Origin of the sequence: uncultured Tateyamaria sp. (assembly GCF_947503465.1) — a bacterium.
GTDB lineage: Bacteria > Pseudomonadota > Alphaproteobacteria > Rhodobacterales > Rhodobacteraceae > Tateyamaria.
Genome location: NZ_CANNDN010000001.1, coordinates 2478395 through 2502330 on the forward strand (window position 1 = coordinate 2478395; position 23936 = coordinate 2502330).

At 60.6% G+C, this 23936-nt stretch carries 21 protein-coding genes; 5 read left to right on the plus strand and 16 right to left on the minus strand.

Annotation, left to right across the window (positions count from 1 at the left end; translation table 11 throughout):
- Positions 1-27 precede the first annotated feature (27 nt).
- On the minus strand, positions 28-1332 hold the full coding sequence (gene hslU, locus Q0844_RS12355; protein ID WP_299045133.1) for an ATP-dependent protease ATPase subunit HslU: 1305 nt from the start codon (positions 1330-1332) through the stop codon (positions 28-30).
- A gap of 171 nt (positions 1333-1503) precedes the next feature.
- Here hslU and Q0844_RS12360 point away from each other — a divergent pair, with 171 nt between their 5' ends.
- On the plus strand, positions 1504-1896 hold the full coding sequence (locus Q0844_RS12360) for a DM13 domain-containing protein (RefSeq protein ID WP_299045135.1): 393 nt from the start codon (positions 1504-1506) through the stop codon (positions 1894-1896).
- 55 nt (positions 1897-1951) lie between these two features.
- Here Q0844_RS12360 and Q0844_RS12365 read toward each other — a convergent pair whose 3' ends face one another.
- From Q0844_RS12365 to regB, 10 genes are all read right to left on the minus strand, one after another.
- Positions 1952-2989 (minus strand): aldo/keto reductase, encoded by a 1038-nt coding sequence (locus Q0844_RS12365; RefSeq protein WP_299045136.1) that lies wholly within the window; start codon positions 2987-2989, stop codon positions 1952-1954.
- On the minus strand, positions 2986-3543 hold the full coding sequence (gene hslV, locus Q0844_RS12370; protein WP_299045138.1) for an ATP-dependent protease subunit HslV: 558 nt from the start codon (positions 3541-3543) through the stop codon (positions 2986-2988). The genes Q0844_RS12365 and hslV overlap by 4 nt, the downstream gene beginning before the upstream one ends.
- Positions 3544-3684: 141 nt before the next feature.
- Positions 3685-4005, minus strand: coding sequence for a thioredoxin (trxA, locus tag Q0844_RS12375; protein ID WP_299045140.1), 321 nt, complete (start codon positions 4003-4005; stop codon positions 3685-3687).
- 38 nt (positions 4006-4043) lie between these two features.
- On the minus strand, positions 4044-7361 hold the full coding sequence (gene addA, locus Q0844_RS12380) for a double-strand break repair helicase AddA (RefSeq protein WP_299045141.1): 3318 nt from the start codon (positions 7359-7361) through the stop codon (positions 4044-4046).
- Positions 7358-10309: a double-strand break repair protein AddB gene (gene addB, locus Q0844_RS12385; protein WP_299045143.1), complete on the minus strand. Its 2952-nt coding sequence runs from the start codon at positions 10307-10309 to the stop codon at positions 7358-7360. The genes addA and addB overlap by 4 nt, the downstream gene beginning before the upstream one ends.
- Positions 10302-10994, minus strand: coding sequence for a nucleotidyltransferase family protein (locus tag Q0844_RS12390; protein ID WP_299045145.1), 693 nt, complete (start codon positions 10992-10994; stop codon positions 10302-10304). Before Q0844_RS12390 ends, addB begins: the two co-directional genes overlap by 8 nt.
- Positions 10967-11989 carry a phosphotransferase gene (locus Q0844_RS12395; protein ID WP_299045147.1) on the minus strand — a complete coding sequence of 341 codons (1023 nt, stop codon included), beginning with the start codon at positions 11987-11989 and terminating at the stop codon, positions 10967-10969. Before Q0844_RS12395 ends, Q0844_RS12390 begins: the two co-directional genes overlap by 28 nt.
- The gene (gene tsaE / locus Q0844_RS12400; protein ID WP_299045148.1) at positions 11982-12455 is read right to left on the minus strand and encodes a tRNA (adenosine(37)-N6)-threonylcarbamoyltransferase complex ATPase subunit type 1 TsaE; all 474 of its coding nucleotides are present in this window, start codon (positions 12453-12455) and stop codon (positions 11982-11984) included. The genes Q0844_RS12395 and tsaE overlap by 8 nt, the downstream gene beginning before the upstream one ends.
- 44 nt (positions 12456-12499) lie before the next feature.
- Positions 12500-14020, minus strand: a complete 1521-nt coding sequence (locus Q0844_RS12405; protein WP_299045150.1) for a PAS-domain containing protein — start codon at positions 14018-14020, stop codon at positions 12500-12502.
- 71 nt (positions 14021-14091) lie between these two features.
- Complete coding sequence (gene regB, locus Q0844_RS12410; RefSeq protein ID WP_299045152.1) at positions 14092-15489, minus strand: sensor histidine kinase RegB; 1398 nt, start codon at positions 15487-15489, stop codon at positions 14092-14094.
- Positions 15490-15564: 75 nt separating this feature from the next.
- Here regB and Q0844_RS12415 point away from each other — a divergent pair, with 75 nt between their 5' ends.
- Together Q0844_RS12415 and Q0844_RS12420 are read left to right on the plus strand one after the other, a co-directional pair.
- Entirely contained in the window at positions 15565-16185 is a 621-nt protein-coding gene (locus Q0844_RS12415; RefSeq protein WP_299045153.1) for an SCO family protein, read from the plus strand.
- An 84-nt stretch (positions 16186-16269) separates the two neighbouring features.
- Positions 16270-16824, plus strand: a complete 555-nt coding sequence (locus Q0844_RS12420; RefSeq protein ID WP_299045306.1) for an ActR/PrrA/RegA family redox response regulator transcription factor — start codon at positions 16270-16272, stop codon at positions 16822-16824.
- 184 nt (positions 16825-17008) lie between these two features.
- On the opposite strand, the gene Q0844_RS12425 is transcribed toward Q0844_RS12420, so the two are convergent.
- Together Q0844_RS12425 and Q0844_RS12430 are read right to left on the minus strand one after the other, a co-directional pair.
- On the minus strand, positions 17009-17494 hold the full coding sequence (locus tag Q0844_RS12425; RefSeq protein WP_299045154.1) for a GNAT family N-acetyltransferase: 486 nt from the start codon (positions 17492-17494) through the stop codon (positions 17009-17011).
- Positions 17491-18087 (minus strand): HD family hydrolase, encoded by a 597-nt coding sequence (locus Q0844_RS12430; protein ID WP_299045155.1) that lies wholly within the window; start codon positions 18085-18087, stop codon positions 17491-17493. The genes Q0844_RS12425 and Q0844_RS12430 overlap by 4 nt, the downstream gene beginning before the upstream one ends.
- 139 nt (positions 18088-18226) lie before the next feature.
- Between Q0844_RS12430 and Q0844_RS12435 the strand changes: the two genes are divergently transcribed.
- On the plus strand, positions 18227-18586 hold the full coding sequence (locus Q0844_RS12435) for a hypothetical protein (RefSeq protein ID WP_299045157.1): 360 nt from the start codon (positions 18227-18229) through the stop codon (positions 18584-18586).
- A 95-nt stretch (positions 18587-18681) separates the two neighbouring features.
- Entirely contained in the window at positions 18682-20070 is a 1389-nt protein-coding gene (gene ahcY, locus Q0844_RS12440) for an adenosylhomocysteinase (RefSeq protein WP_299045159.1), read from the plus strand.
- A 65-nt stretch (positions 20071-20135) separates the two neighbouring features.
- On the opposite strand, the gene Q0844_RS12445 is transcribed toward ahcY, so the two are convergent.
- From Q0844_RS12445 to Q0844_RS12455, 3 genes are all read right to left on the minus strand, one after another.
- Positions 20136-21248: a polysaccharide biosynthesis/export family protein gene (locus Q0844_RS12445; protein ID WP_299045161.1), complete on the minus strand. Its 1113-nt coding sequence runs from the start codon at positions 21246-21248 to the stop codon at positions 20136-20138.
- Positions 21249-21386: 138 nt separating this feature from the next.
- A complete protein-coding gene (locus tag Q0844_RS12450) occupies positions 21387-22856 on the minus strand; it encodes a heme biosynthesis HemY N-terminal domain-containing protein (RefSeq protein ID WP_299045162.1) in 1470 nt (489 codons plus the stop codon).
- Between the two features lie 12 nt (positions 22857-22868).
- A partial coding sequence (locus Q0844_RS12455; protein ID WP_299045163.1) for a hypothetical protein occupies positions 22869-23936 on the minus strand: 1068 nt, incomplete at its 5' end.

Sequence of the window (23936 nt, forward strand, 5' to 3'; positions counted from 1 at the left end):
TCATGTACCCGAGGGATCAGAAAACAGCTAGAGCACGTACCGGCTTACATCCGTGGATCGCGCAAGTTCGCCCAAATGGGTTTCGACAAATGCCGCGTTCACAGTAATTTCGTCCCCTGCCCGTTCTGGCGCGGAAAATGAAAGTTCCTCGAACACGCGTTCCATCACCGTATACAGCCTACGGGCACCGATGTTCTCAACGCTCTTGTTCACATCTGCCGCAATCCGGGCCAGCGCACGTATGCCCTCTGCCTCGAAGGTGACAGTCACCTTTTCGGTTTTCATCAGCGCCGTGTATTGCAGGGTCAGCGCGTTATCCGTTTCCTCAAGGATACGCACGAAATCATCTTCGGTCAGATCCCGTAATTCGACACGGATGGGCAAGCGACCTTGCAGTTCTGGCAGCAGGTCCGACGGTTTGGCGGTGTGGAAGGCGCCCGACGCAATGAACAGAATGTGGTCCGTTTTGACGGGACCGTGTTTGGTGCTGACGGTTGTGCCTTCGATCAGGGGCAGCAGGTCGCGCTGCACACCCTCGCGGCTGACATCGGCACCGCGGGCATCGGACCGGGCGCAAACCTTGTCGATTTCATCAAGGAACACGATGCCGTTTTCTTGAACCGCCTCCATCGCGGTTTTTGTCACCGTCTCGTCGTCAAGAAGCTTGTCCGCCTCTTCCCCGATCAGCACGTCATAGCTTTGGGCGACCGTCAGCTTCTTGCGCACCGTGCGCCCACCCAGCGCTTTGCCAAAGATGTCGCCCAGGTTCATCATACCCATGCCGCCCTGCTGACCCGGGATATCCATGGTCGGGAACGGGTTGCTGGTATCGGCCACATCCAGCTCGATCAGCGTGTCATCAAGTTCACCTGACTTCAGCTTCTTTCGGAACATCTCGCGCGTGCCTTCGCGGGCATCGGTGCCTGCAATGGCTTCGATCACACGATCTTCGGCAGCTTGGCGGGCGTTGGCCTTGACCTCTTCGCGCATGTGTTCGCGGGTCTCGATAATGGCGGCGTCCACAAGATCGCGGATGATCTGTTCTACGTCGCGCCCGACATATCCGACTTCGGTAAACTTGGTTGCTTCAACCTTCAGGAACGGTGCGCGCGCCAGCTTGGCCAGGCGGCGGCTGATTTCCGTCTTGCCGACGCCGGTGGGTCCGATCATCAGGATGTTCTTTGGATAGACTTCGTCGCGCAGGTCATCGCCAAGTTGCTTGCGACGCCAGCGATTTCGCAGGGCAACGGCCACGGCGCGCTTGGCATCCTTTTGTCCAATAATGAATCGATCCAGTTCGGCGACGATCTCGCGGGGGGTCAGGTCAGTCACATGCAGCCCGTTTGTTACAAGTTTCCAACCTTACCTATGCAAAAACCCGCGAAACGCAACGATTTGGCCGCAAAACATCACAGGTGCATCACTTGCCTGAGAGGTCGGGTTATTTTGTCGCACCAAAGGCGTAGGTTGGCGGCGTCACATAAACCCCTCGGAGACTTCCCCATGACAAACCGCCGCTCCTTCCTGATCGGATCCGCCACATTGATGGCAACCACCGCCATGCCGTCCTTCAGCTTTGCTGGCGGTCACGGTCGCATTGGCGAGTTCACCGGCAAAAGCAATCACGTCACCAAGGGTCGCGCCGAAGTGGTCACCAAGAATGGCAAAAGCCAGGTGATCCTGCTGGATGACTTCTGGTTCGATGGCGCGCCTGATCCCAAGGTTGCGCTGGGCCGCGACGGCTATGACAAGGATACGCTGATGGGCCTGCTCAAGGCGAACACTGGCAAGCAGACCTTTGACGTGCCCGCAGGGATCGACGCGGCCACATACAACGAAGTCTGGATCTGGTGCGAAAAGTTCAACGTGCCGCTGGGCGTTGCCAAATTGAACTGATCCGGCACACTGGAACAAGAAAAGGCCGCTGGTATCGCAGCGGCCTTTTTTTGTTTCAAGACAGGAGTTTCGTGTTTATTTCATCCGTCATCATCGTGTCGAACCAATGAGGATAGCGCCTGGCGGGTGGTGCGATGTCCGACAAGGCGGCGATCTGATCCGTCGACAGCGTCATTCCGGGCGCAGCCAGGGCTGCATCAACATGGCCCATCTTCGACGCGCCAAAAATCACGCTGTGCCCCGGGTCCTGTGACAGCACCCAAGCCAGCGCAACTGTCGCCGGATGGGCATCATGCGCCTTGGCAATACCTGCCAGCGTTTCGATCATTGTGCGGGCCGTGCCGGTGTCGATGCCCAGGAAATCGCCCCCCTCGCTCAACCGCCCGTCGCCGTCTTCCAGTTTCTCCGGGTCGTATTTGCCGGACAACAGCCCGCCCGCCAGGGGTGACCAAGCCATCAAACCGCTGCCCATTTCCGCCATCATGGGCAGAACGTCGTCTTCGATGTCGCGCGCCACAAGATTGTACAGGTACTGCCCGGCCACAAAGGGCGTCATCCGGTGGTCACGTTGGTATTGGACCGCCCGCGCCATGTGCCATGCAGGCCAGTTGGACACGCCGACGTAGCGCACCTTGCCGTGTTCGACGGCAGTTTGCAGCGCGGCAAGCGTTTCTTCCATTGGTGTTGTGAAATCGGTTTTGTGCAGAACCAGCAGGTCAATGTGATCAATGCCCATCCGGTTCAAACTGCCGTCAATCTGCCGAAGCACATGGGTCCGGTTCAGCCCGGCGTCGCCAATCTGATCGGTCTGCCGAAAGCCCAGCTTGGTGCAGATAACCGCCTCATTCCGGCGTTTTCCAAGGGCCTTGCCAAAGATGTCTTCGGATTCACCGTTGGAATATCCGTCAGCGGTGTCAAAAAAGTTCACGCCGGCATCAAGCGCATGATGAACCATTTCCGTGGCTTCATCCTGACCAACCTTGGCAACACCCGGTATCCATTCCGATCCATGGTTGAAGGTCATGGTCCCAAAACACATGCGGCTGACAATCAGACCGCTGTTGCCCAGTCGGGTATAGGTCATGTCTGTCATTTGCTGATCTTCTCCACTGTCAGATTGCCGTTTGTGTAAACGCAGATGTCTGCCGCGATCTGCATTGCACCCCGTGCGACACCTTCGGCGTCACGGTCGCTGTCCATCATCCCGCGTGCCGCAGCAAGGGCATAGTTCCCGCCGGATCCAATGGCTGTCACATCATGTTCTGGCTCCAGGACATCGCCTGCACCGGTGATGACAAACATGTCCGTGCCATCCGACACGATCAGCATTGCCTCCAGTTTTTGCAGATACTTGTCGGTGCGCCAATCCTTGGCCAGCTCAACGCTTGCGCGGGCCAGCTGGCCCGGCGTTGCCTCCAGCTTGGTTTCAAGCCGTTCCAGCAGCGTAAAGGCATCCGCTGTCGACCCGGCAAACCCTGCAACCACGTCATACCCACCGGGACTGAGTCGTCGCACCTTGCGGGCCGTGCCCTTGATCACAGTCTGGCCAAGCGACACTTGTCCATCCCCGGCAATGACAACCTCGCCGCCTTTTTTCACGCCAATGATCGTGGTCCCGTGCCATCCAGGAAATTCCAAGTTGGGCATGCGCCTCTCCCTTTTGCTTGTCTCTGTATATGGCTGCCCGTCCAGAGCCGAGCAAGGCCCGGTCGTCGGCCCCGGCATGCACCAAGAAAAAAGGCACCCGCGCCGCGGATGCCCTTGCAGTGTTCAAAAGCCCTTGGTTTGTCAGAGGCTTTCTTCGATCCAGCTTTGCAGTGTGGCCTTGGGGGCCGCACCGGCGCGGTTCGAAATCACTTCGCCATCCTTGAAGATGAACAGGGCCGGAATTCCGCGCACACCCATTTGGGCAGGTGCGTTGGGGTTCTCGTCCACGTTGACCTTGGCGATCTTGACCTTGCCTTCCATCTCGGACGACAGCTCTTCGAGAGCAGGGCCAATCTGTTTACAGGGGCCACACCATTCGGCCCAAAAGTCCACCACTACGGGGACGTCGGAATTTTTGACTTCTGCGTCGAATGTCGCGTCGGTGACTGCCACGGTTGCCATCTGAGTTCTCCTGCCAGGCTCAAGCGTAGGGTGGCAACCTAGGTACCCCCTTGGGCATCGTCAAGATATGGCGTGCGTAACAGCGCGGCCGTCACGATATCGTGCGAAAGGGGCATCAAACTGCCGGTATGGGTCCACAGAACACTCAGCCGAAGACCGTGATCCGGATAAATCTGTGCAATTGCATGCGCATAGGCACCCATCTGGCGCAGCACGCCCTCCGGCGTCTGTGCTGGATGGTCTGGAACAGCACGATTTGTTTTGAAATCCACGATGTGCACCGCGTTTGACGTCACGTGCAACCTGTCGATCGTCCCGTGGATGCGATGTTGGCCCATGGCCGCTGTGATCGGCACCTCGGCCAGAACATCATCGGCAAACAACCATGCCAGGGCGGGATCGGTTCGCACGCGGTCGGCTTGTGCCTGGGCAAGCACCTTCAGATCATCGCCCAGATTGGCGTCTGCCAACGCCTGCGCGCCAATGCCGGGCGCCTCAAGAAGCGCATGAACGACCGTGCCAAAAATCTTGGCCGTGTCTTCGTCCAGGCCGTCTCCGGGCAGCGCCTTGGCCCCACCAAGGTCCGAGGGTGACAACGTCTTTGACCCGTCCTGAGGGGACGGTGCCGGACGCTTGAACTGATCGGGCAGCACGGGCGCATCTGCGACGCTTTCATCGGGCGGTGCGGTCGCCCCAAAATCCCAATCTCCGTGTTGCAAGCGCAACCCAGCGCCTACCGGTGTTTCAATCTGCTCGCATCCGGTGGCCTCCAACCCGGCCTGCACGCGCTGGTGCCAATCGTCTCCGGCCTGGGCCAGATCGCCTGCCGTACCGACAATCAACCACTTTTCCGCCCGTGTTAGAGCCACATAAAGAAGCCGAAGAGATTCTTCCTGTTGCGCTGCCTTCATCTCGTCAAGACGCGCCTTGATCCCGTTGGGCTGCTGGTTAGACGGCATTTTCCACACCGGCGTGCCGTCCAGTTCGATGATGTCGTCCCGGATTTGAAAGTCGCGTTTTCCACATTCCGGCAGGATCACAATCGGTGCTTCCAACCCTTTCGATCCGTGAACGGTCATCACCCGGATCTGGTTCGATGCGCTGTCGATCTGGCGTTTGACCTCAAGGTTGTCGGTTTCCATCCAGGTCAGAAAGCCGGTCAGGCTTGGGACTTCACTGCGCTCGTATGACAGCGCTTGCGACAACAGGGCGTTGATGCCGTCTTCGGCCTCGGATCCCAACCGGGCCAGCATCCGCTTGCGACCTGCATGCCGTGTAAGCATCCGTTCGATCAGGTCGTAGGGGCGTAGAAAGTCGACGTTGTCGCGCAAATCACGCAGAACAGAGACCGTTTCGGGGTAGTCTTTCACTCTGACCCGCAAAGTGCGCCACAGCTCATCCTCGTCCCGGCCATGGGCCAATGTAAACAGCTGCTGTTCGGACCAGCCAAACAACGGCGACCGCAAAGCAGTGGCGAGCGACAGGCTGTCCTCGGGCGTCGCAAGGAAGGACAAGAGCGCGCCAAGGTCGCGCACGGCGGTTTCGGCTCCAACTTTCAACCGGTCCGCACCCGCGATTGGCAGGTCCAGTTCCTTGCATGCGCGAATGATGTCGGGAAAAATGCCCCCGCGCCGCTGGACAAGGATCAGGATATCGCGCGGCTGAACGGGTCGCGCGCCCTCCTTGTCCGGGATCAAGACCTGTTCATCCAGCATCTGTTTGATCTGACCGGCGACGGCCATCGCCAATGTGCGAAACTGATGTTCGGGACTGCGGCGGTCAACCGGATCAAACCAGTCGCGTTCAGTCGTTTTCTCTGGTTTTGGCACGGGGGGCCATAAATCGACACGACCGGGCAGGTCCGTATTGAACGCAATGTGCTTGCCACCAGAAAACCCGGCCCCCGCTTCGCTGGCGAAGACCTGATCCACAAGGTCCAAGATCGCAGGTGATGACCGGAACGAATAATCGAGGCTGCGGTCCCAAAGCGTTTGCTCCGATTCCGCCAATTTAGAGCCGAATTCGGCTTGCATCCGATCAAACTCGCGTGGGTCCGCGCCTTGGAATGAGTAGATGGATTGTTTCTTGTCCCCGACCACAAAGATCGTGCGGGTCACATCTGCGCGGGCGCCTTCGCCGCTGGAAAACTCCTCTGCCAACCGCCGGATTACGTCCCACTGCAACGGGCTGGTGTCTTGCGCCTCGTCCACCAGGATGTGGTCAATGCCTCCGTCCAGTCGGTACAGGACCCATGCCGCAACGCGATCGTCGCTTAGCAATTGCTGCGCCTTGCGGATCAGATCGTCAAAATCCAGCCAACCGCGGCGCTGCTTCGCTTCGGCATAATGCTGCGCAAAACGCCGCGCAAACCGGTGCAGGGCAACCGTGTGTTCTGCTGCCGTCAAGGCCAGCCGCGCCTGGCGCGCGTCCTCCACCCGATCAATGAGCGCATCGAGTTGCGGCAAGAGATGGCTGGCGTCTGCTTTTGTGCCCTTGGTGGGAAACTGTTTCTTTCGCGTACCTGTCTGAGTCAGAAATGCCGCCTCTGCGATCGACAGGCTATCTGTGTCCAACGCGACCATCTCTTGCAGAATCGAACCAACGGCACTGTCCCTGACGCCCTGAACGGCAAGGATCGGGATCAACTCTTGCAGCATGTCCCAATCGCCAGGCGCGAAGGTCCGCTCTGCGATTGTGGCACGGGTCAGATCACGTGGCTGACCCAGCAGTTCCAGCGCGTCACCCAGGGACAGATCGCGAAAGGCCGCACCGTCGCCCGCAATTTCCTTGGTCAGCGACAGAAAATCCTCGCCCTTGTACTGACGGGCCAGATCAGCCAGCACATCTGCGTCCGGACCTTCGGCCATTTGATCCACAAGGTCGGCGCGCAACAGGTCGGCTGCGCGATCTTCGATCTCGGTAAACTGTGGGCTCACCCCCGCTTCGAGCGGAAAGCGACGTAAAAGAGACGCACAGAACGAGTGAATGGTCTGAATTTTCAGCCCGCCGGGTGTTTCAATCGCGATCGCAAACAAGGTCCGCGCGCGCCGCAACGCCTGCGTATCCAACGGGCCTGTGACGCCCAGCTCGACCAGCTCCTTGCGAAGGCCAGCGTCGTCCAGCATCGCCCAGGCACCCAGACGCTGAAACAGACGGTTCTGCATCTCGGACGCGGCGGCCTTGGTGTAGGTCAGGCACAGGATGTGTTGTGGTTCCACATCTTCAAGCAGAAGGCGCGCAACGCGATCCGTGAGGACACGCGTCTTGCCCGATCCCGCGTTCGCCGACAGCCATGTCGATTGCATTGGCTGTGCGGCGTCTTGTTGCCGCAATGTGGCGTCGTTTACGGTGTTCATTCCAACACCACCGGAAACGGATCCTGGGTCACATCCCATTCACCGAAACGGGCCAGCTGGTCGTAATCCCGCGCCTCGCGATCCTCGTACAGCGCCCGGCGCGAGGTATAGCCCTTGTCACCCTCCAGGTACGCGCTCAGCAATCCAACAAGATCGGCAAGGACCGTGCGCGGCGGTTCATCATCCAGAGGCGCGTTTTCGATCCTGGGTGTGCTGCCCATGCCAATGAATTGCGCCGCCCGGACGGGGCGCGGACCCAATGTGGCAAAGCCGCCCTCTTCGACCATCGCCGCCTCGATCAACAGCTGTTTGTCAAAGTGCTTTTGTTGATCCTTGGTCGGGGGTGGCCCGGTTTTGTAGTCATACAGAATAACGGTCCCGGCGTCGTCCACGTCAATACGGTCCGCTTGACCGACAAGTTCGGTCTTGATCGCGACCAGATCAAGTTTGCCGGTCGCCTCCCGTTCGAACAGCGTGGGGGTGGCCAGTGCCTGGCGGACTTGCTCCGTCTCAATGATCCAGTCGGCGGCCCGTTCGAACCTTGCCAACCACAGCGCACGCGCTGCGGGCCAAGGCACATCGCGCTGCAGCACATGGCGTGCATGCTCCGTCAAACGCTCAACCGTCAGCGCCGTGTTGTCGTCCAACGTTTCACGCACAAAACGTTCCATTACATCGTGCGACAGAATTCCCCGCAGCAACGCATCCGGCGTTTGCACAAGCGGGCGCAAGGCGCGCAGGCCCAACACGTGCTTGGCATAGATGGCATAAGGATCGCGGATCAGCGTCTGGATCTCAGTTACGGTAAAGCGGCGCGGTCGGCTGGATACGGGCGGGCAGGGGGACGGGCGTGCCGCCTTCGGTTGCTCTGGCGCGGCGTCCAATTGACGCGCCAGCGACAGCCAACAGTCGCCGCGCGCCCGCATCAAAGCCCAGTGATCGGTCTGTCCTTGCCCTTTCAACCCCTGCAACAGGTTGCGCAGACGGTTCATCCATCGCGATGGAACGGTTTCGGCGTCATCGGATCGGATCGACCGGGTCAGCCAGACCTCGGGCGCGGCAATGGCCTGCTGGAAATCATGCGCTGACAGTCCAATCCGTCGTTCCGGCAACAAAAGGCCCGCGTCAAACCGCATCTTCCGGTTTAGCCACGGGTCAGGAGCGGGGGCTTCGGGCCATGTCCCGTCATTGAGGCCTGCCAGAATGACCAGATCGGCACCTTGTACCCGCGCTTCGAGCGTGCCCCAGATCATGATATTGGGATGGGGTGTGTCACGGTCGCGCACGTCTTCGCCCTGGCGCAGGGCTGTCGCGACCAAATCGGCATAGTCCCTCGCTGATATTGATCCGCCAAAGGCCGCGTTCTCAGCCAGTGCTTGCATCACCCGGCGCGCAGCCTGACCTGCCTTCTTTTGCCACAGTGCGCCACCGTCCGTACCGTTTGGACCCTGCGCAAAGGTTTCCGACAACGACCGATGCAGGGCGATCCATGCGTCCAAGGGCCTCTCGTCGGCCGTGTGCCGTCCACACAGAACCTCACTGATCCACTTTGCCCAGGGTTCAATCTCTTCGACCTGCTTGGTTGCCTTGCGTGCGCACTGCAGAAGGCTGTCCGGTTCGGGGTAGGGCAGCCCGTCCCGCCGCATGCGCAATTCCAGGCGCTGGGTGTTGAGTTGATGCAGATTGCGGTCAGCCCCCGAATGCGACAGCGGGTGTTTCAGCAGCGAAAGAAGACTTTCAGCGTCAAGCGGCGCTTGAAACAGCCCGGCGACTTGCCGCAGGAAACGGCCCGGCGGCGACAGGTGCAAAGGTGTGCCCGCGCTGTCATCCGGCAGGATATCCCACCGGTCCAATGCTGCCGTGACCTGACGGGTCAGCATGCGGTCGGGTGTGATCAGGGCCGCGGTCTGACCATCCTCTGCCGCTTGCCTCAGGCGCATCGCGATGGCGATGGCTTCGGCCCGGGGTGTGTCCGCTTCGACCAGCGTAATGTCTTGCGTTGCCGCCCCAAGCTGTTGCAGATGCGGCCCTTCCTCGCGCCATGCATCTGTCACCGGGGCGGGGCGCAAAGCAAGGGATACCAGCGCATTGCGTGGCTGTGATGCCGCCGGGGTGTCCGTCCATCGATGCACATCTGACGGGTGCAAATCCAGCGCCTTGCAAAGCCGCAGAAATCGGAACTGCGGGTGATCCTCGGCCATCTTGTCACCGGCCAGCGCGTCCCACACGAAGGACGGCGTGCAGTCGTCAAACCCCGGCAGCACCACCGCGCCTTGCGGCAGGTCCGCAACCGCCTGCATCAACCGCAACGTCGTGCCACGTGATCCCGTTGATCCGACAACAAGCAACGGATCTGGCGGTGGCGTATGCGCCCAATGGTCCGCCAGTCGCATCACGATCGCCCGTTGTCGGGCTTCGGGGTCCGGGGCGCTATCACTTGCGTCGATGTAGGTTTGCGCGATGGCAATGAACTGCTGTGCGCGTGCCCAGTGGCCGGATTGGTCCGACACGTCCAGCTGTGCAATGTCATCTGCACTGACACCTTCGCCCTGCATCTCGTCCATCAGGGTGGCCAGGCTGTCCGCAAGGTCGAACGGGCCTGCGTCAGGGGCAAGGTCCGGCTGCCGCTCAATCAGGTTCTGGATCAGGGTCGCCAGTTGGAGCCGCCGGCGCAGCGGGGATGCGGATGGCGGCACCGGCGCGCCCGGCATCAGATCATCAAGCTGCGTGATCATGCGGATGCATGGCAACAAGCGGGCCGGGCCTTCGTCGAACAGGGCGCGCAGCCGGCGGGCCATGCGCGTCGTGTTGACCAACAGCGTTACCCGCGCCCAGGTATCTGGCGGTGCATCTTTCAACCGGTCCTCAAGCCCGCGCACGATGGCGCGGGGGAAATCGACGCCGGGTGCGCAGCCAAAAACGCGCGGCTGTTTGGACCCGTCAAACATGATGTTTCTTCAACATGTCTTCGGCGATTGCGATGCCTTCGGGATGCCCTACGTCGCTCCAATGTCCGGGATATGCGACGCCGTGCAGCCGTCCGTCCTGTACCATCAGGTTCCAGACCGCGTTCAGGGAAAAGGCCGTGTCGGTGATCTCGTGCAGACGCGCGGTTTTCATCATATGCACCCCTCCGTAAACCATGTCGCCGCCCCGGCGCAGGCGACCGTCCGGTCCCAGGTCAAAGTCTCCGCCACCGGATCGGCCATGCGTGCGCGCACTTGGAACACACACCAGCAGCGCGTCCATGCGCGCAGGGTCCCACGTGTCCAACAGCGTGTGCAGGGGGTTCGGCCCAGCCCAGAGCGCATCCGGGTTCACCGTGATCACGGGATCGGTACCCAGCAGCGGCAACGCGTTTCGCAGGCCGCCACCGGTTTCAAGGATGTTCGGCGTTTCGCGTAGCGTGGTCACGGGACGGCCCTGCAGGTGCGCCTCCAGTGTTTCGGGCAGATAGTGCAGGTTCGCGACCACGCGCGGCGGATTGATGGCGTCGATCATCGTCAACGCGTGATCAATCAATGGCCTTCCTGCCACCGGAATCAACGGTTTCGGTTGCGTCCGGGTCAGGTGCTTCATCCGCGTCCCGAACCCCGCCGCAAAGATCATGACGGCAGGGGTATCGTGTTGCATTGCTGTTTCAGGCTGTTGAGGATGGGTTTGGTCGGCGCGGGAAGATGGCCCCGGACCAGGGGCGCAATGGTGGTCGCCGCGGGGTGATCAAGCCCCTTGTCCAGGTGGTTCCAAACCCGTGGGACCAGATCAACGTACGACGGCTTGCCATACGCCAGCGACAGGCGGGCAAAGACGCCAAGAATGCGCAGATTGCGCTGCACACCCAGCAATGCACAGGCTTTTTCAAACGCACCGGCATCATGGGCTGTTGCCGTCAGATACCGATCCACCATCTGGCGCGCAAGATCGGGCGACACATCCCGGCGCGCATCCTGCAGCACCGATACCAGATCATAGGCCGGGTGCCCCAGCATTGCATCCTGATAGTCCAGCAGTCCGACGCGTTCTGGTCCGACCCGATCAGGGAGCCAGATCAGGTTTTCCGCATGGTAATCGCGCTGGATCAAGACCGGGTCAGTCGCGTCAAGACCGGCCAGCGCTTCTTGCATCGCCGATGAAAATCCAGCCCTCGCACCGGCGTCTACCGAACCGACTGCACCGCGTTGGTACCAGTCAAAGGCCAGGCACGCGACGTCGGTCATGACAGCAGCGTCATAGCGCGGCAACTCAGGCACCGGTGCAGCGTGCAGATGCACGAGAACGTCAATCGCCGCTTCGTACAGGGGTGCCTCAAGGGTTCGGTCGTCCTTGATCACCCGTGCAAACAGGTCGTCGCCCAGATCCTCGATCAACAGGAACCCGCGGGCATCGTCCTGGGCGAAAATCTCGGGCGCAGACAGGCCCGCCTTTCGCAGATACTGGGTGATGGATACGAAGGGCCGGACGTCTTCACCTTTTTCGGGTGACGCATCCATCAAGACACGTGTTTCCGGCCCACGTGTCAGACGTTCATATTTGCGATTGGACGCGTCGCCGGCAATCAGCACGCGCTTTGCATCGCTCCATCCAATGTCGGACAGAAATCGCCCAAGCTGGTCCGACCGGTCAGGCATCTGTCGTCACCTGTGCCAAACGGCGGGCCCAGCGTGGATCCGTCCATGTCAGGGTCGCGGCGCGCCCCGTCCCTTCGGTTGCGATGGCAATGCTTAACGCGGTTTCGGGCGCGATGGGCCCCAGACGGTCCGGCCATTCCACCAGGCAAATGGCATCGTCAAAGGCGTCGACCAATCCCAACTCATCCACTTCGATGTCTGATGTGATGCGGTAAAGGTCGGCATGCCACACCGCTCCACGCGCGGTGTCATAGACCTGAACCAGTGTGAATGTCGGTGATGGAACATCCTCGGGCACATCCAGTATTGACTGGATAAGGGCACGGGCGAAATGAGTCTTTCCGGCGCCGACATCACCCGTCAACAGAATCACGTCACCGGCAGTCAGCACCGGACCAAGGGCGCGACCTGTCCGGGCTGTGTCGTCGGCCGCCGGCCAATGCAGAGTGAGGGGGGAGGATGTCATGCCATCAACCTACCGCCATCCCCGGGCGCTGCAAGTTGGAATGGTCAGGTCAGCGCGGGAATTGGGACGTCACCTTGGGTCTGCAGTTCCATGAACCTGATGACCGTGGCGCCTGAAACAATGGGCGACACCTGGGTGCGCAGCTTACCAAGATCGCGGTGCTTGACGTCCACCTCCCAAGCGGCGCGTTCGCCGAACTTCATCACAAAGTCACGCATATCCCCCCAGGCCGGATCGGGTGCGCATTTTTCCTGCCAGGCTTGAAGGCAATCCACGATCGTCACGTCGGCAAAGCTGTTGTCGGGGTCCAGTTTCCACATCTCGCGATAGGCTGCGTTGCAAAAGGTCAGAACCCCGGCCGAGGAAAACACGACAAGCGCGTCTTCGAACGTGTCCATCAGGGATTGGCCCAGTTCCAGTTCCGCCCGGAAGTTTCGGGTCAGCGATATCTCGGCCGTGATGTCTTCGATCAGGAATGCGATGGCTCCGTCGGGATGTGGGCGGCCACTGACCCTGTAGGTGTGCCCGGTGTCCAGCGACCACGTCTCGTGATAGCTGCCATGCGACGCGGCGTTGATCATTTCCGAGATTTCCTGCCGCCATGACCCATAGTTCTTTGGTTCCGGCATCACCCGGTTGTCGCGCAAGCGGTCAAAGAAGGACAACATATCAGGCCGTCCACTCAGGAATTCAGCGGGCAGCGAGGTCAGGTCCACCAAGGCCGGGTTGAACAGGGCAAGCTGCCCGTTGCGATCAAAAATGGCCAGCCCAATGGACAACTGGGCAAAGGTCTTGGCCAGCGTTTGGACAAAGTTGCGTTGCGCCACTTCTGCCTGGATGACGGCATTGATATCAACCGCGTGAAACACCGTTGCGCTGTCAGCCTGTGTTGCCGTGACATTGTACCATTCCGTTGTGCCATTGGCGTCCATTCGAACCGGCACCCGGACAGAGGATTTGCCGCTGAGGTCACCGGGTGCGAAATCAAACAGGGGCGTGCTGTGGTTGTCCTGATTGCCCCGCACGGCGCCTTCCAGCATCTCGTATGCTGCATTGCGCCATGACAGATGGCGGCCATCATCTTCGATCCAGATCGGATAAGGCGCCTTGGTGGCTGCAAGTCGCAGCGTATCCAGTTCGGATCGAAGCAGATGAAGGGCGTGACGTGTGTTTGCATCCCCGCTTGCATCGTCTTCAATCTCGATCCGCGTCATCTCATCCTCTCGTTGCAGGGACAGGGTCGCGGGATCATCGGGGTGCGCGGCATGCAATGTCAGCCGGTCTACCTGGCCGAGTTCATCCTGATCCGGCAGACCGGGAAACCGAGCATTCAGGCAGGATGTGAGGGCCTGCCAATCGGTGGTGTCACAGCTGCGCCGCAGGGCAGATTCCGCCTCGGGTGTGGCATGCTGCAAGTCGACACCGTCAAAAAGGTAGGACAGACCGGGCTGGGGTTGGTCGCCAGTGGACCGCGCAACGGGACGCGTGCGCTGGATGAACAGAACACCGAAGGACACCGCCAAGAATGCAGATCCCAAAACAACCACAATGTCTGCCAACGCCATGGGCCAACCTTTCGCCACCCGGAGCTGAGTATTGGGTAAGGATAGTTAACGCCTTCTTAACGCACGCATGACTAGATACGGATTTGTTCGTTGCGACCCAGCGAAACCGCATTTTTCCCGCGGCGGGCATCAACCATGTCCCGCGGCCAAACCACCTCGACAATTGCCCCGATATGGGTATTCGATTCTGCCCAGGCCCCATACGGGTCAGACCCATTGGCAAAGGTCAGTTCGGCACCTGACCGTTCCAGTAATGTCTTGGCGATAAACAGCCCCAAACCCATCCCCTCGTATTCGGGCCGCTGGGCCCTTTCATTTGACGATTTGCGACGACGCACAAACGGATCACCGATGCGGCCCAACAGCTGTGGAGGAAAGCCACGGCCATCATCCATGATCCGAATGGTGATCAAGGTGTCTGTCCAATGCGCTTCGATCCAAACGGTCGAGCGGGCAAAATCCACGGCGTTCTGGACCAGATTGCGTAATCCATGGATGATCTCGGGTTGGCGCAGAATGGCAGGCTGATCGATTTCCTCTCCTGCGTCCGGGTCATGTGTGTATTCAACCCGCTTGCCCCGGTGCGTATGCGGTTCGGCCGCTTCCTGTACGACGGTCATCAGTGGCGCCTGCCGCAGGTGCAGGTCGTCCTTTCCGGCGCGGCCCATGTCACGCAGAATGTCCCGGCACCTGTCGGCCTGTTCGCGGATCAGGGCAGCGTCCTCCATCAGTTCCGGACGGTCTTCCAGTTCTTCGATCAATTCGGCGCTGGTCAGCTTGATGGTGGCCAGGGGCGTGCCCAGCTCATGGGCGGCAGCGGCGACGACACCACCCAGGTCGGTCAATTTCTGTTCGCGCGACAGCGCCATCTGGGTCGCGGACAGCGCGTCAGACATCGAATGCATTTCGGAGGTGACGCGGCGGGAGTAGAGGCCGATGAAGCAGATTGCGATGACAAGGGCGATCCAGTTTCCAAAAACAAAAAGGTCGGGGATGCGCAGGATGAACCCCTGCTGGGTGCGCAAGGGCAGGTGATAGTCGGACAGAATGGTCACGATCACGATGGCGGTGGCCCCGACCAGAAGGGTTGATCGCGTCGTCAGAACGGCCGCGGAAATCGTCACTGGCCCCAGCAACAACAGCGCAAAGGGATTGTTCAGGCCGCCGGTAAGAAACAACAGGAACCCAAGTTGCAGAACATCGAACAGAACCATCAGCAGGTTCTCGACCTCGGTCAGGCGCTTGTTTTCGGGAAAGACGAAGATGGCGATCAGGTTACCGATGACAGACACGCCTACAGCCAGATAGCACAGCCCAAGTTCCAGTTGCAGGCCATACAGACGCTGCGCCACGGTCAGCGCCACAAGCTGCCCGACGATTGCAACCCAGCGCAAAAGGATCATCGTGCGCAGGCGAATCCAGTTTGATCTTTGTTGGCCGGTCAGCAGACCGAAATCGGGTTGCGCCATTGTGTCACTTCTTCGTTTATTGAACTCGGGGTCCATGTTGATAGCTAGGGTACAACCCTAGCCCGGAGGCCGAACATGACCCGTATCATCGCACCCGTCGCCGCCCTTGTCGCCGCCCTTTTTCTGGGTGGTATCTGGTGGGTCACGCAGTCGGACGGGGACGGCACGGCCTTTGCCCAATGCAACGCAACGCAGATCGCGGGCGACGGCAATGGGATTGGCGGACCGTTCGAACTGGTCAATGCCGAAGGCCAGACAGTCACCGACCAGGATGTGATCACCGAACCCAGCCTGATCTATTTCGGGTACACGTTCTGTCCCGATGTCTGCCCGCTTGACACCGCCCGCAACGCCGAGGCGGTAGATGTGCTGGCCGAACGCGGCATGTCCGTGACGCCGGTGTTCATTACCGTGGATCCGGAACGCGACACGCCCGAAATTGTGGGCGATTTCGCCTATAACCTGCATGAAAAGATGATTGGGCTGACGGGATCACCGGAGCAGACGGACGCGGCAAGCAAGGCGTATCGCACCTATTACCGGGCACATGACAAGTCCGATGAATTCTACCTGGTGGATCATTCGACCTTTACCTACCTCGTGATGCCGGAACACGGGTTCGTCGAATTCTTTCGTCGCGACATCAGCGCGGACGCGATGGCGGACCGGGTTGCGTGCTTTGTTGAAAACGCCTGATTTTGCCGGAAAAATTTGACCCCGGTCACCACCCGCGCCATATTCTCGTTCAGCCAGAAAAGTAAGCGGGAACTGGAGAATTCGATGGCCGAAGCGGCATTGCGGGATTTGGGCGAAGACAAGTCGCTTTTGTTGGTTGACGATGATGAACCGTTTCTGCGGCGGCTGGCCAAGGCCATGGAGAAACGTGGTTTCGAGATTGAAACCGCAGACAGCGTCATGGCCGGCAAGGCCATCGCGACCGCGCGCCCGCCAGCCTATGCCGTTGTCGATTTGCGGCTGGAGGATGGCAATGGCCTTGATGTGGTCGAGGTCCTGCGGGAAAAACGGCCCGATGCGCGGGTTGTTGTCCTGACCGGTTACGGGGCGATCGCCACGGCGGTTGCGGCGGTCAAGATCGGTGCAACGGATTACCTGTCCAAACCGGCGGATGCCACGGACATCACCAATGCGCTGCTGGCCACGGGGGATGATCTGCCGCCGCCGCCAGAGAATCCAATGAGCGCGGATCGCGTGCGCTGGGAACATATCCAGCGGGTGTACGAACTGTGCGACCGCAACGTGTCGGAAACCGCGCGGCGGTTGAACATGCACCGGCGGACATTGCAGCGCATTCTGGCGAAACGCTCGCCACGCTGAGGCGTTGGACCCGGGGCCGCCTGCCCGCGAATACCTGAGGATTCATTGGAAACAGAGACGGGGGCCTGCATGTGCTTGTGCGGCCCCTGAATTTGGGTTTTTGAAAACTGCCGGGCCGGGAACGCAGTGCACCAGGCGTGCACAACCTATGCACAACCCGTGCACCGCTGCGGTGCACATCGGGTCAAAGATCGTAGCGCTTGAGGATCTTGTCGACGATCTGCCCGTTCGCCATCTCATGGCCTTCGATCCGGCCATAGTCCTGAAACCCGCGGGATTGGTAGTAGATCAACCCGCCTTCGTTGTCGGCGCGGATATTGGCGTTGATCCAGGCATAGCCCAGATCCCTGGCGGCCTTGCGGGTGGCGTCGAACAGCCTTGAGCCGATGCCAAGCCCGGTTTGTCCGACCTGCACGAATGTCGCAATCTCGGCGGCGTCGCTGGGCAGATAGTCGGCCCCGGCCGCGATCCACTGAAAGCCCAGGACCCGTTCGCCGTCATCGACCGCGACGTGCCAGGCGGATCGCCCTTTTTCGGCCATCCAGTCGGCGAGGTCCCGGCCGGTCACCCGTGTCGTGATGGCGGTTGTGCCACCCTCTTCGATGATCGGATTGAGAAGGTCGGCCATCGAGGGCGCATCCAGCGCAATGGCGGGTCGGACGTGGATCATGAGCATTGCTCCAACAACGTGGCATGACGGGTGGTGAAGGCGTTGCGCGTGTCGACCGGAGGCCGCAGAACGATCTGCAAGCCGTCGATCAGACCGGGCTCGGGTTTGCCAAAGAACTTGCTGGCTTCGGCCTCGGTAAATCCGGCGATCTGGGTTGCTTCCATCCAGGCGCTGATCTTGTCCGCCTTCTTGATCTGGCGCTTGACCTGCTGCGGTACCTTGGCGGGCAGGCCAAAGCGGATATGCACCGCGGCCTCCAGCCGTTCGTCGAGATCCTTGTACCCGGGGCCCACGGCCGCCTTCACGGGCGATATCATGTCCCCGATCACATATTCCGGGGCGTCGTGCAGAAGCGCGGCCAGCCGCCACTTGGCCGGGGCATTCCGGGCGATGCGGCCAAACAGTGTTTCAACAAGCAATGAATGTTCGGCCACGGAATAGGCATAGTCGCCTGCAGTCTGACCATTCCAGCGCGCGACAAAGGCCAATCCATGGGCGATATCCGCGATCTCGATATCCATCGGTGTCGGGTCAAGCAGGTCGAGCCTGCGGCCTGACAGCATGCGCTGCCATGCGCGGGGTTGTTTGGCCATGTCGGTCTCCGGTCTTGTGTGTTCCTACCGCAGGCACCGAACGGGGGGAAGCGGGTGATTGGACCGGTTTTACCCGCCTGGCGTCGCGGCGACGGGAACCTGACGGCTGGCAACACGTTGTATCGCAAAGGAGAATGTCATGAAGCGTTTTATCGCGTGTATGTGTGTCAGCATGGTGTTTCCGGCGACAGCATGGGCCGAAACCGTGTGTATGGACGCCGCCGAGATGGAGGCGGCCCTGATTGATTGGTACGGCGAGACGCCCGTATCCGGCGCCTCTGCGGACGCTCAGCAATTGTGGGCTTCGCCCGACACCGGCACCTGGACCTTGATGGAATTGAAGCGGAACGGGACGGCCTGTGTCTTGGGTCAGGGCGATGATTGGCTTGGTTCAAGCGACCTGCTGCTGGCGCTTGAGCGTTCACTGGGCCGGGACGGCACGCATGCGACGCCCGAAACGATTGCATTTCTGGACGATGTGACGACGAAAGGCGGCTGAACGACCCGTCAGGCGGCCGCGACCCATCACCGCGATTGCCCCTTTCGGGTGTCGGTGCTATCTGCCCCTCAGCCCGATTTGAAAGGACAGAACGGATGTCGCAGGATTACGTCGTCAAAGACATTGCACTGGCTGAATATGGCCGCAAGGAACTGGATATTGCCGAGACCGAAATGCCCGGATTGATGGCATGTCGTCAGGAATATGGTGAGAGCAAGCCGCTGGCCGGTGCCCGTATCGTCGGGTCGCTGCACATGACGATCCAGACCGCCGTTCTGATCGAGACGCTGGTCGAACTGGGCGCCGATGTGCGCTGGGCGTCGTGCAACATCTTTTCGACCCAGGACCACGCAGCCGCCGCCATTGCGGCGGGCGGCACACCGGTGTTTGCGATCAAGGGCCAGAGCCTGGAAGAGCATTGGGATTACCTGGATCGGTCGTTCCAGTTTGAAGACGGCCCCAACATGATCCTGGATGATGGCGGTGACGCAACGCTTTACGTGTTGTTGGGTGCGCGCGCCGAGGCGGGCGAGGACATCATTCCGGTTCCGACATCGGAAGAGGAAACCGTGATCAAGGCGCAGATCGCCAAGCGAATGAAAGAGACACCCGGCTGGTTCACCAAGATGCGCGACCAGATCAAGGGCGTGTCCGAAGAGACCACGACGGGCGTGCACCGTCTGTATGATCTGGTGAAGCAAGGCCAACTGCCCTTTCCCGCGATCAACGTGAACGACAGCGTCACCAAGTCGAAATTCGACAACAAATACGGCTGCAAGGAATCGCTGGTCGACGGCATTCGCCGCGCCACCGACACCATGATGGCGGGCAAGGTGGCCGTGGTCATGGGTTATGGCGATGTGGGCAAAGGCTCTGCCGCGTCGTTGAGCGGTGCGGGTGCCCGCGTGAAAGTGACCGAAGTGGACCCGATCTGCGCCCTGCAGGCCGCGATGGACGGGTACGAGGTTGTTCTGCTGGAAGACGTTGTTTCCACGGCGGACGTGTTCATTACCACCACCGGCAACAAGGACGTGATCCGTATCGAGCATATGCGCGAGATGAAGGACATGGCCATCGTCGGCAACATCGGCCACTTCGACAACGAAATTCAGGTTGCGGCCCTCAAGAACCACAAGTGGACCAACATCAAGGAACAGGTCGACATGATCGAGATGCCTTCGGGCAACCGTATCATTCTGCTGTCCGAGGGCCGTTTGCTGAACCTTGGCAATGCCACCGGTCACCCGTCCTTCGTGATGTCGGCGTCTTTCACCAACCAGGTGCTGGCGCAGATCGAGCTTTGGCAAAACACCGACAAGTACGAAAACGACGTCTATATCCTGCCCAAGCATCTGGACGAAAAAGTCGCCCGCCTGCATCTGGACCGGATCGGCGTGAAGCTGACGCAGATGGATCCTGAGCAGGCCGCGTATATCGGCGTCGCACCCGAAGGCCCGTTCAAGCCGGAACACTACCGCTACTGAATGAAAAAGGCGGGGAATTCCCCGCCTGTTCGCCTACTACAGGGTCGCGCATCGCGCGGCCCTTTTTAGTTGTTGTCGAGCGCGTTGCCGACCCCCACGACCGAACCCACAAGGCCAAAGATGGTGCGGATCGACGTGACCGAGCTTTCGGTTGCCATCACCAGATCACCGGGATTGACGTTGAACTTGCGCGCGGCAAAAAGCGAATCCGCCGATGTCAGGTCCACGGCAAAGACAACTTGGGTCTTGGTTGGGCCCGACCCATCCGCGCGCAGGTCCTTGCGGGTGTAATCCCGCAGGATCAGCACCCCCTTGGGGTTGGCGCGTGCGTCGTCGATCCCATCCACCAGGGCCAACGCTTCGATGGCGTTGATACGTTCCTGGGTAAAGGGCACGATGGTTTCTGACCCGGTCGCCCCCAGCGCCACGAAGTAGCGGTCGTCCTCTTCCACGATGATCTGGTCGCCACCGCGCAGGATGACGTTGGCGGATGGCCGGTCAAACAGATCGCCCGCGCGGATTTCATAGGAACTGCCGCCACGGATGACGCGGACCAGCGGGTTTTGAAGGCTGTCGGAAATCCCGCCCGCCGCCGACATCAGGCTGAGGATGGAGTAATTGCGGTTGGGCAGCGGATAGGTACCGGGCGCATTGAACCCGCGCACCGCATCTACCGAATTATCGGGACCGGATGTGACGGCCAGTTGCACCTGCGGGTCGGGGACCACGGCGCGCAATTGTTCTTCGATCTGGCGACGCGCGGCATCCGGGGTCGAGCCGCTGATGCGCACCTCGTCGATGTAGGGCACGAAAATTGAGCCATTGGGGGACACGGTGATCCCGGTCAGCGCGACGTTTTGCTGCGTGTCGCCGGTCAGCAGAGAGTTTTCCTGATTGTCCCAGATGACGAGGTCGATCTGATCGCCGGGGCGAATGACATTGGATTTCGGACCGGGGTCGCGCGCAAACCAGTGATAGTGACCTTCCCAGCCCGTCGTGGGCCACGTGGCCAGTTGGGATACGTTGTCCTTGGTAATCGGCACAACCGAGAATGCAGCATCATCGTTGTCCTGATTTCGGATCACTTCGCTTTCGATGGCGGCACCGCGCGGCAATGTGCACGCCGCGACAACAGCCAACACCATCAAAGACGCCAAAAAGCGGAAAGGATGTTGCACGATATGTCCCCCTGAGCCTTTGCGGCTCACACTCCAAGTCGGTTTAGCCGGAAACAACGGCGGCACACATAAATTTCTATCTCACGGGCGGTCAATCGCCCAAATCGTTGCCCAATGACAATAGCAAACCAAGCGACATCAGGTGTTCTTGCCGTTCGGATTGCCCAGATCTTCTGCCTCGATCACATCACTGTCTTCCATCACCTCAACGGCGGTTTCAGTGTCCGCAGCAGGTGCGCCGACCAGGAGGGGCAGCATCTCGGTCCCGCCGGGCAGGTTGAGTTCCACGCTGGGGGGGCGTTTCCATGACATGGTGTCGAAGGCCCCGCAATTGTCGCATGTCGGGGCCCATTCGGAATGCAGATTGTGGCAATTGTCGCAGACCCATTGCGGCCCGCGGGGCGCTGTCAGTGCCCGCGCCAGCCAGCCCTGAACAACGGCATCACTGGCCCCTTCGCCACGTTCAACGGCCGCCATCAAGGTCAGGGACCGGGTGGTGGGATCGCTTTCCGACAGATCGGCCAGCGCCCGTCGCGCGGCGGGGAAATCCTCTGCCGCGATGTTCAGCTCGCTCAGCAGCATGCGGGTTTCGGGATGGTCCGGTTTGGACTTGGTCAGCGCGGCAAAACGCTTGAGGCGCGCGGCGGCATCTTCATCCGGCTCGATTTCGGCAAAGGCGGCTGCGATATCCGGGTGCGGTTGGGCATCCCACGCCTTTTTCAGAACCCGCGTTGCGTATCGTTTCTGCCCCTTTTCGATATATCCGCGTGCGGCCATGACGGCCGCCGGAATCAGATCGGGGGACAGGCGGTTTGCTTCGATGGCGGCCTCGCGCGCCTCGATCGTCTCGTCACTTTCCAGAATGGTTCTGGCTTCGCTCAGCGCCAGAACGGCATCGCGGCGCTTGTGCACATCACGGGGCAAGGCGCCATGTTTCAGCTTGGCGCTCAGGGTTTCGCGCGCGCCCTTCCAATCCTGCTTGTCAGCCTGCAGCTTCAGCAGGATGTCCTGGGTTTCTTCGTGTTTGGGTTTGATGGCAAACGCTTTTTTGGCCAGTTGCAAGGCCGTGTCGGTGTCGCCATCGGCCAGCTTTTGTTTCATGATCCCGCGCACGCCGACAAAGCGTGTCGCGTCATTGGCGACCAGTTTGCGGTATGTCTCTTCTGCCTTTTTGCGGTCGCCCGCCAGTTCGGCGGCCTGGGCCGTCAACAGGTTGGTCAGTTCGGGCCGGTCAAGGTAGCGATCCGCCTTTTCGGCCTTGGCCAATGCGGTGCGCGCTTCGCCAGATGCCAGCGCCATCATCCCTTCGGCCAGCGCATCATAGCCCTTGGCATATTTGCGCCGTTCGAAATAGCGCGAGATGGCGGTGTCGTCGCCGTTCAGGAAGTGCCAGACCGCGATCAAAAGCCCCATGAGTTTCAGCAGGACCCACACCGCAAAGATCAGCACACCCAGGGCAATCACGGATTGCAGCGGGCCCAGCGTATATTCCTTGCCTGCCACGACAATCTGAATGCCGCCCTCGGTTTCAAGCAACCAACCGGCCCCAAGGGCAAGCGCGGCCACTGCCACGACGAAAATGATGATTTTAACCAATGACCAGATCATGAAAAGGCCCCTTCAGAGTGCCGACAGGCGTTGCGCCAATGCGTTTGCGGCCGAAACAGCCTGATGACGCTGCTGCGCCTGTTCCAACCAAGGGCCAAGGGCCGCTTTTGCGGCGTCGGGCAGCGCGTCGACCTCGGCCAGGGCATCTGCAAGACGTCCGTCGCGCGTCGCCGCCTCGATCCGAGAGAGCACGGCGTCCGGATCCGACCCTTCCTGCGGCAGAATGGATCGCGTGCCCAACTGCCGTTCAAAGAACGCGCCCAGTCCGCCACCCTGTTCCGCCGACCGGGCCGCTGCCAGCGCATCGCGGGCCACGTCGGGCACGGTGGCTTGCAATTCGGCCAGTGGCTGTACGCCATCCGCGGCCGCGTCGCGCAGCGCGTCGGGGATGTCCGTCACACCGGCCTGTTCCAGATCACCCAGCGCCGACGCAAACGGGCCGCCATTGTCCACGGCTGCCAGCACGCGGTTCATCGCGGCGCGCGCCAAGGTGGCGCTTGCAGCGGCTTCGGCGCTTTCGCGGGCCAGGCGGGCATCGGCAAGCAGGCGGTCAATTTCGGCCTGTTGGGCCGACGCGGTTTCCCGCAGGTCCGCGAGCGCCGCATCAAGGGCGGCGTCTGGTATCACGGCAGGGGCTGCGGGTTGCGTGTCGATCCGATCGACCTGTGCTGTCAGGTCTGCAATCTGCTGTTCCAACGGTGCCAGATCAACGGCGCCGCCTGAGGTGGGTGCGGGCAAGTTTTCGATCTGTGCGTTCAATGCGGCAATTTGGGCATTGGCATCGTCCAATCGCGCGGTCAGGTCAGAAACGGTGTCGTTCAATTGCTCGACCAGAACAGGATCGGCCCCAACAGGTGTGTCCGGCCGGGGAAAGACGGAATCGAGCAGACCGGATTGCCCCGCGACAAAACCGAACAGCGCGGTGATCACGCCGGCAAACAGAAGGGGCAGCGCGCTGGCGCGCTGAGGTTCGGCTTGCGGTTGCTGCGCCGGGGCGGCATTTTCTGGCTCTGGCTCTGGCTCTGGCTCTGGCTCTGGCTCTGGCTCTGGCTCTGGCTCTGGCTCTGGCTCTGGCTCTGG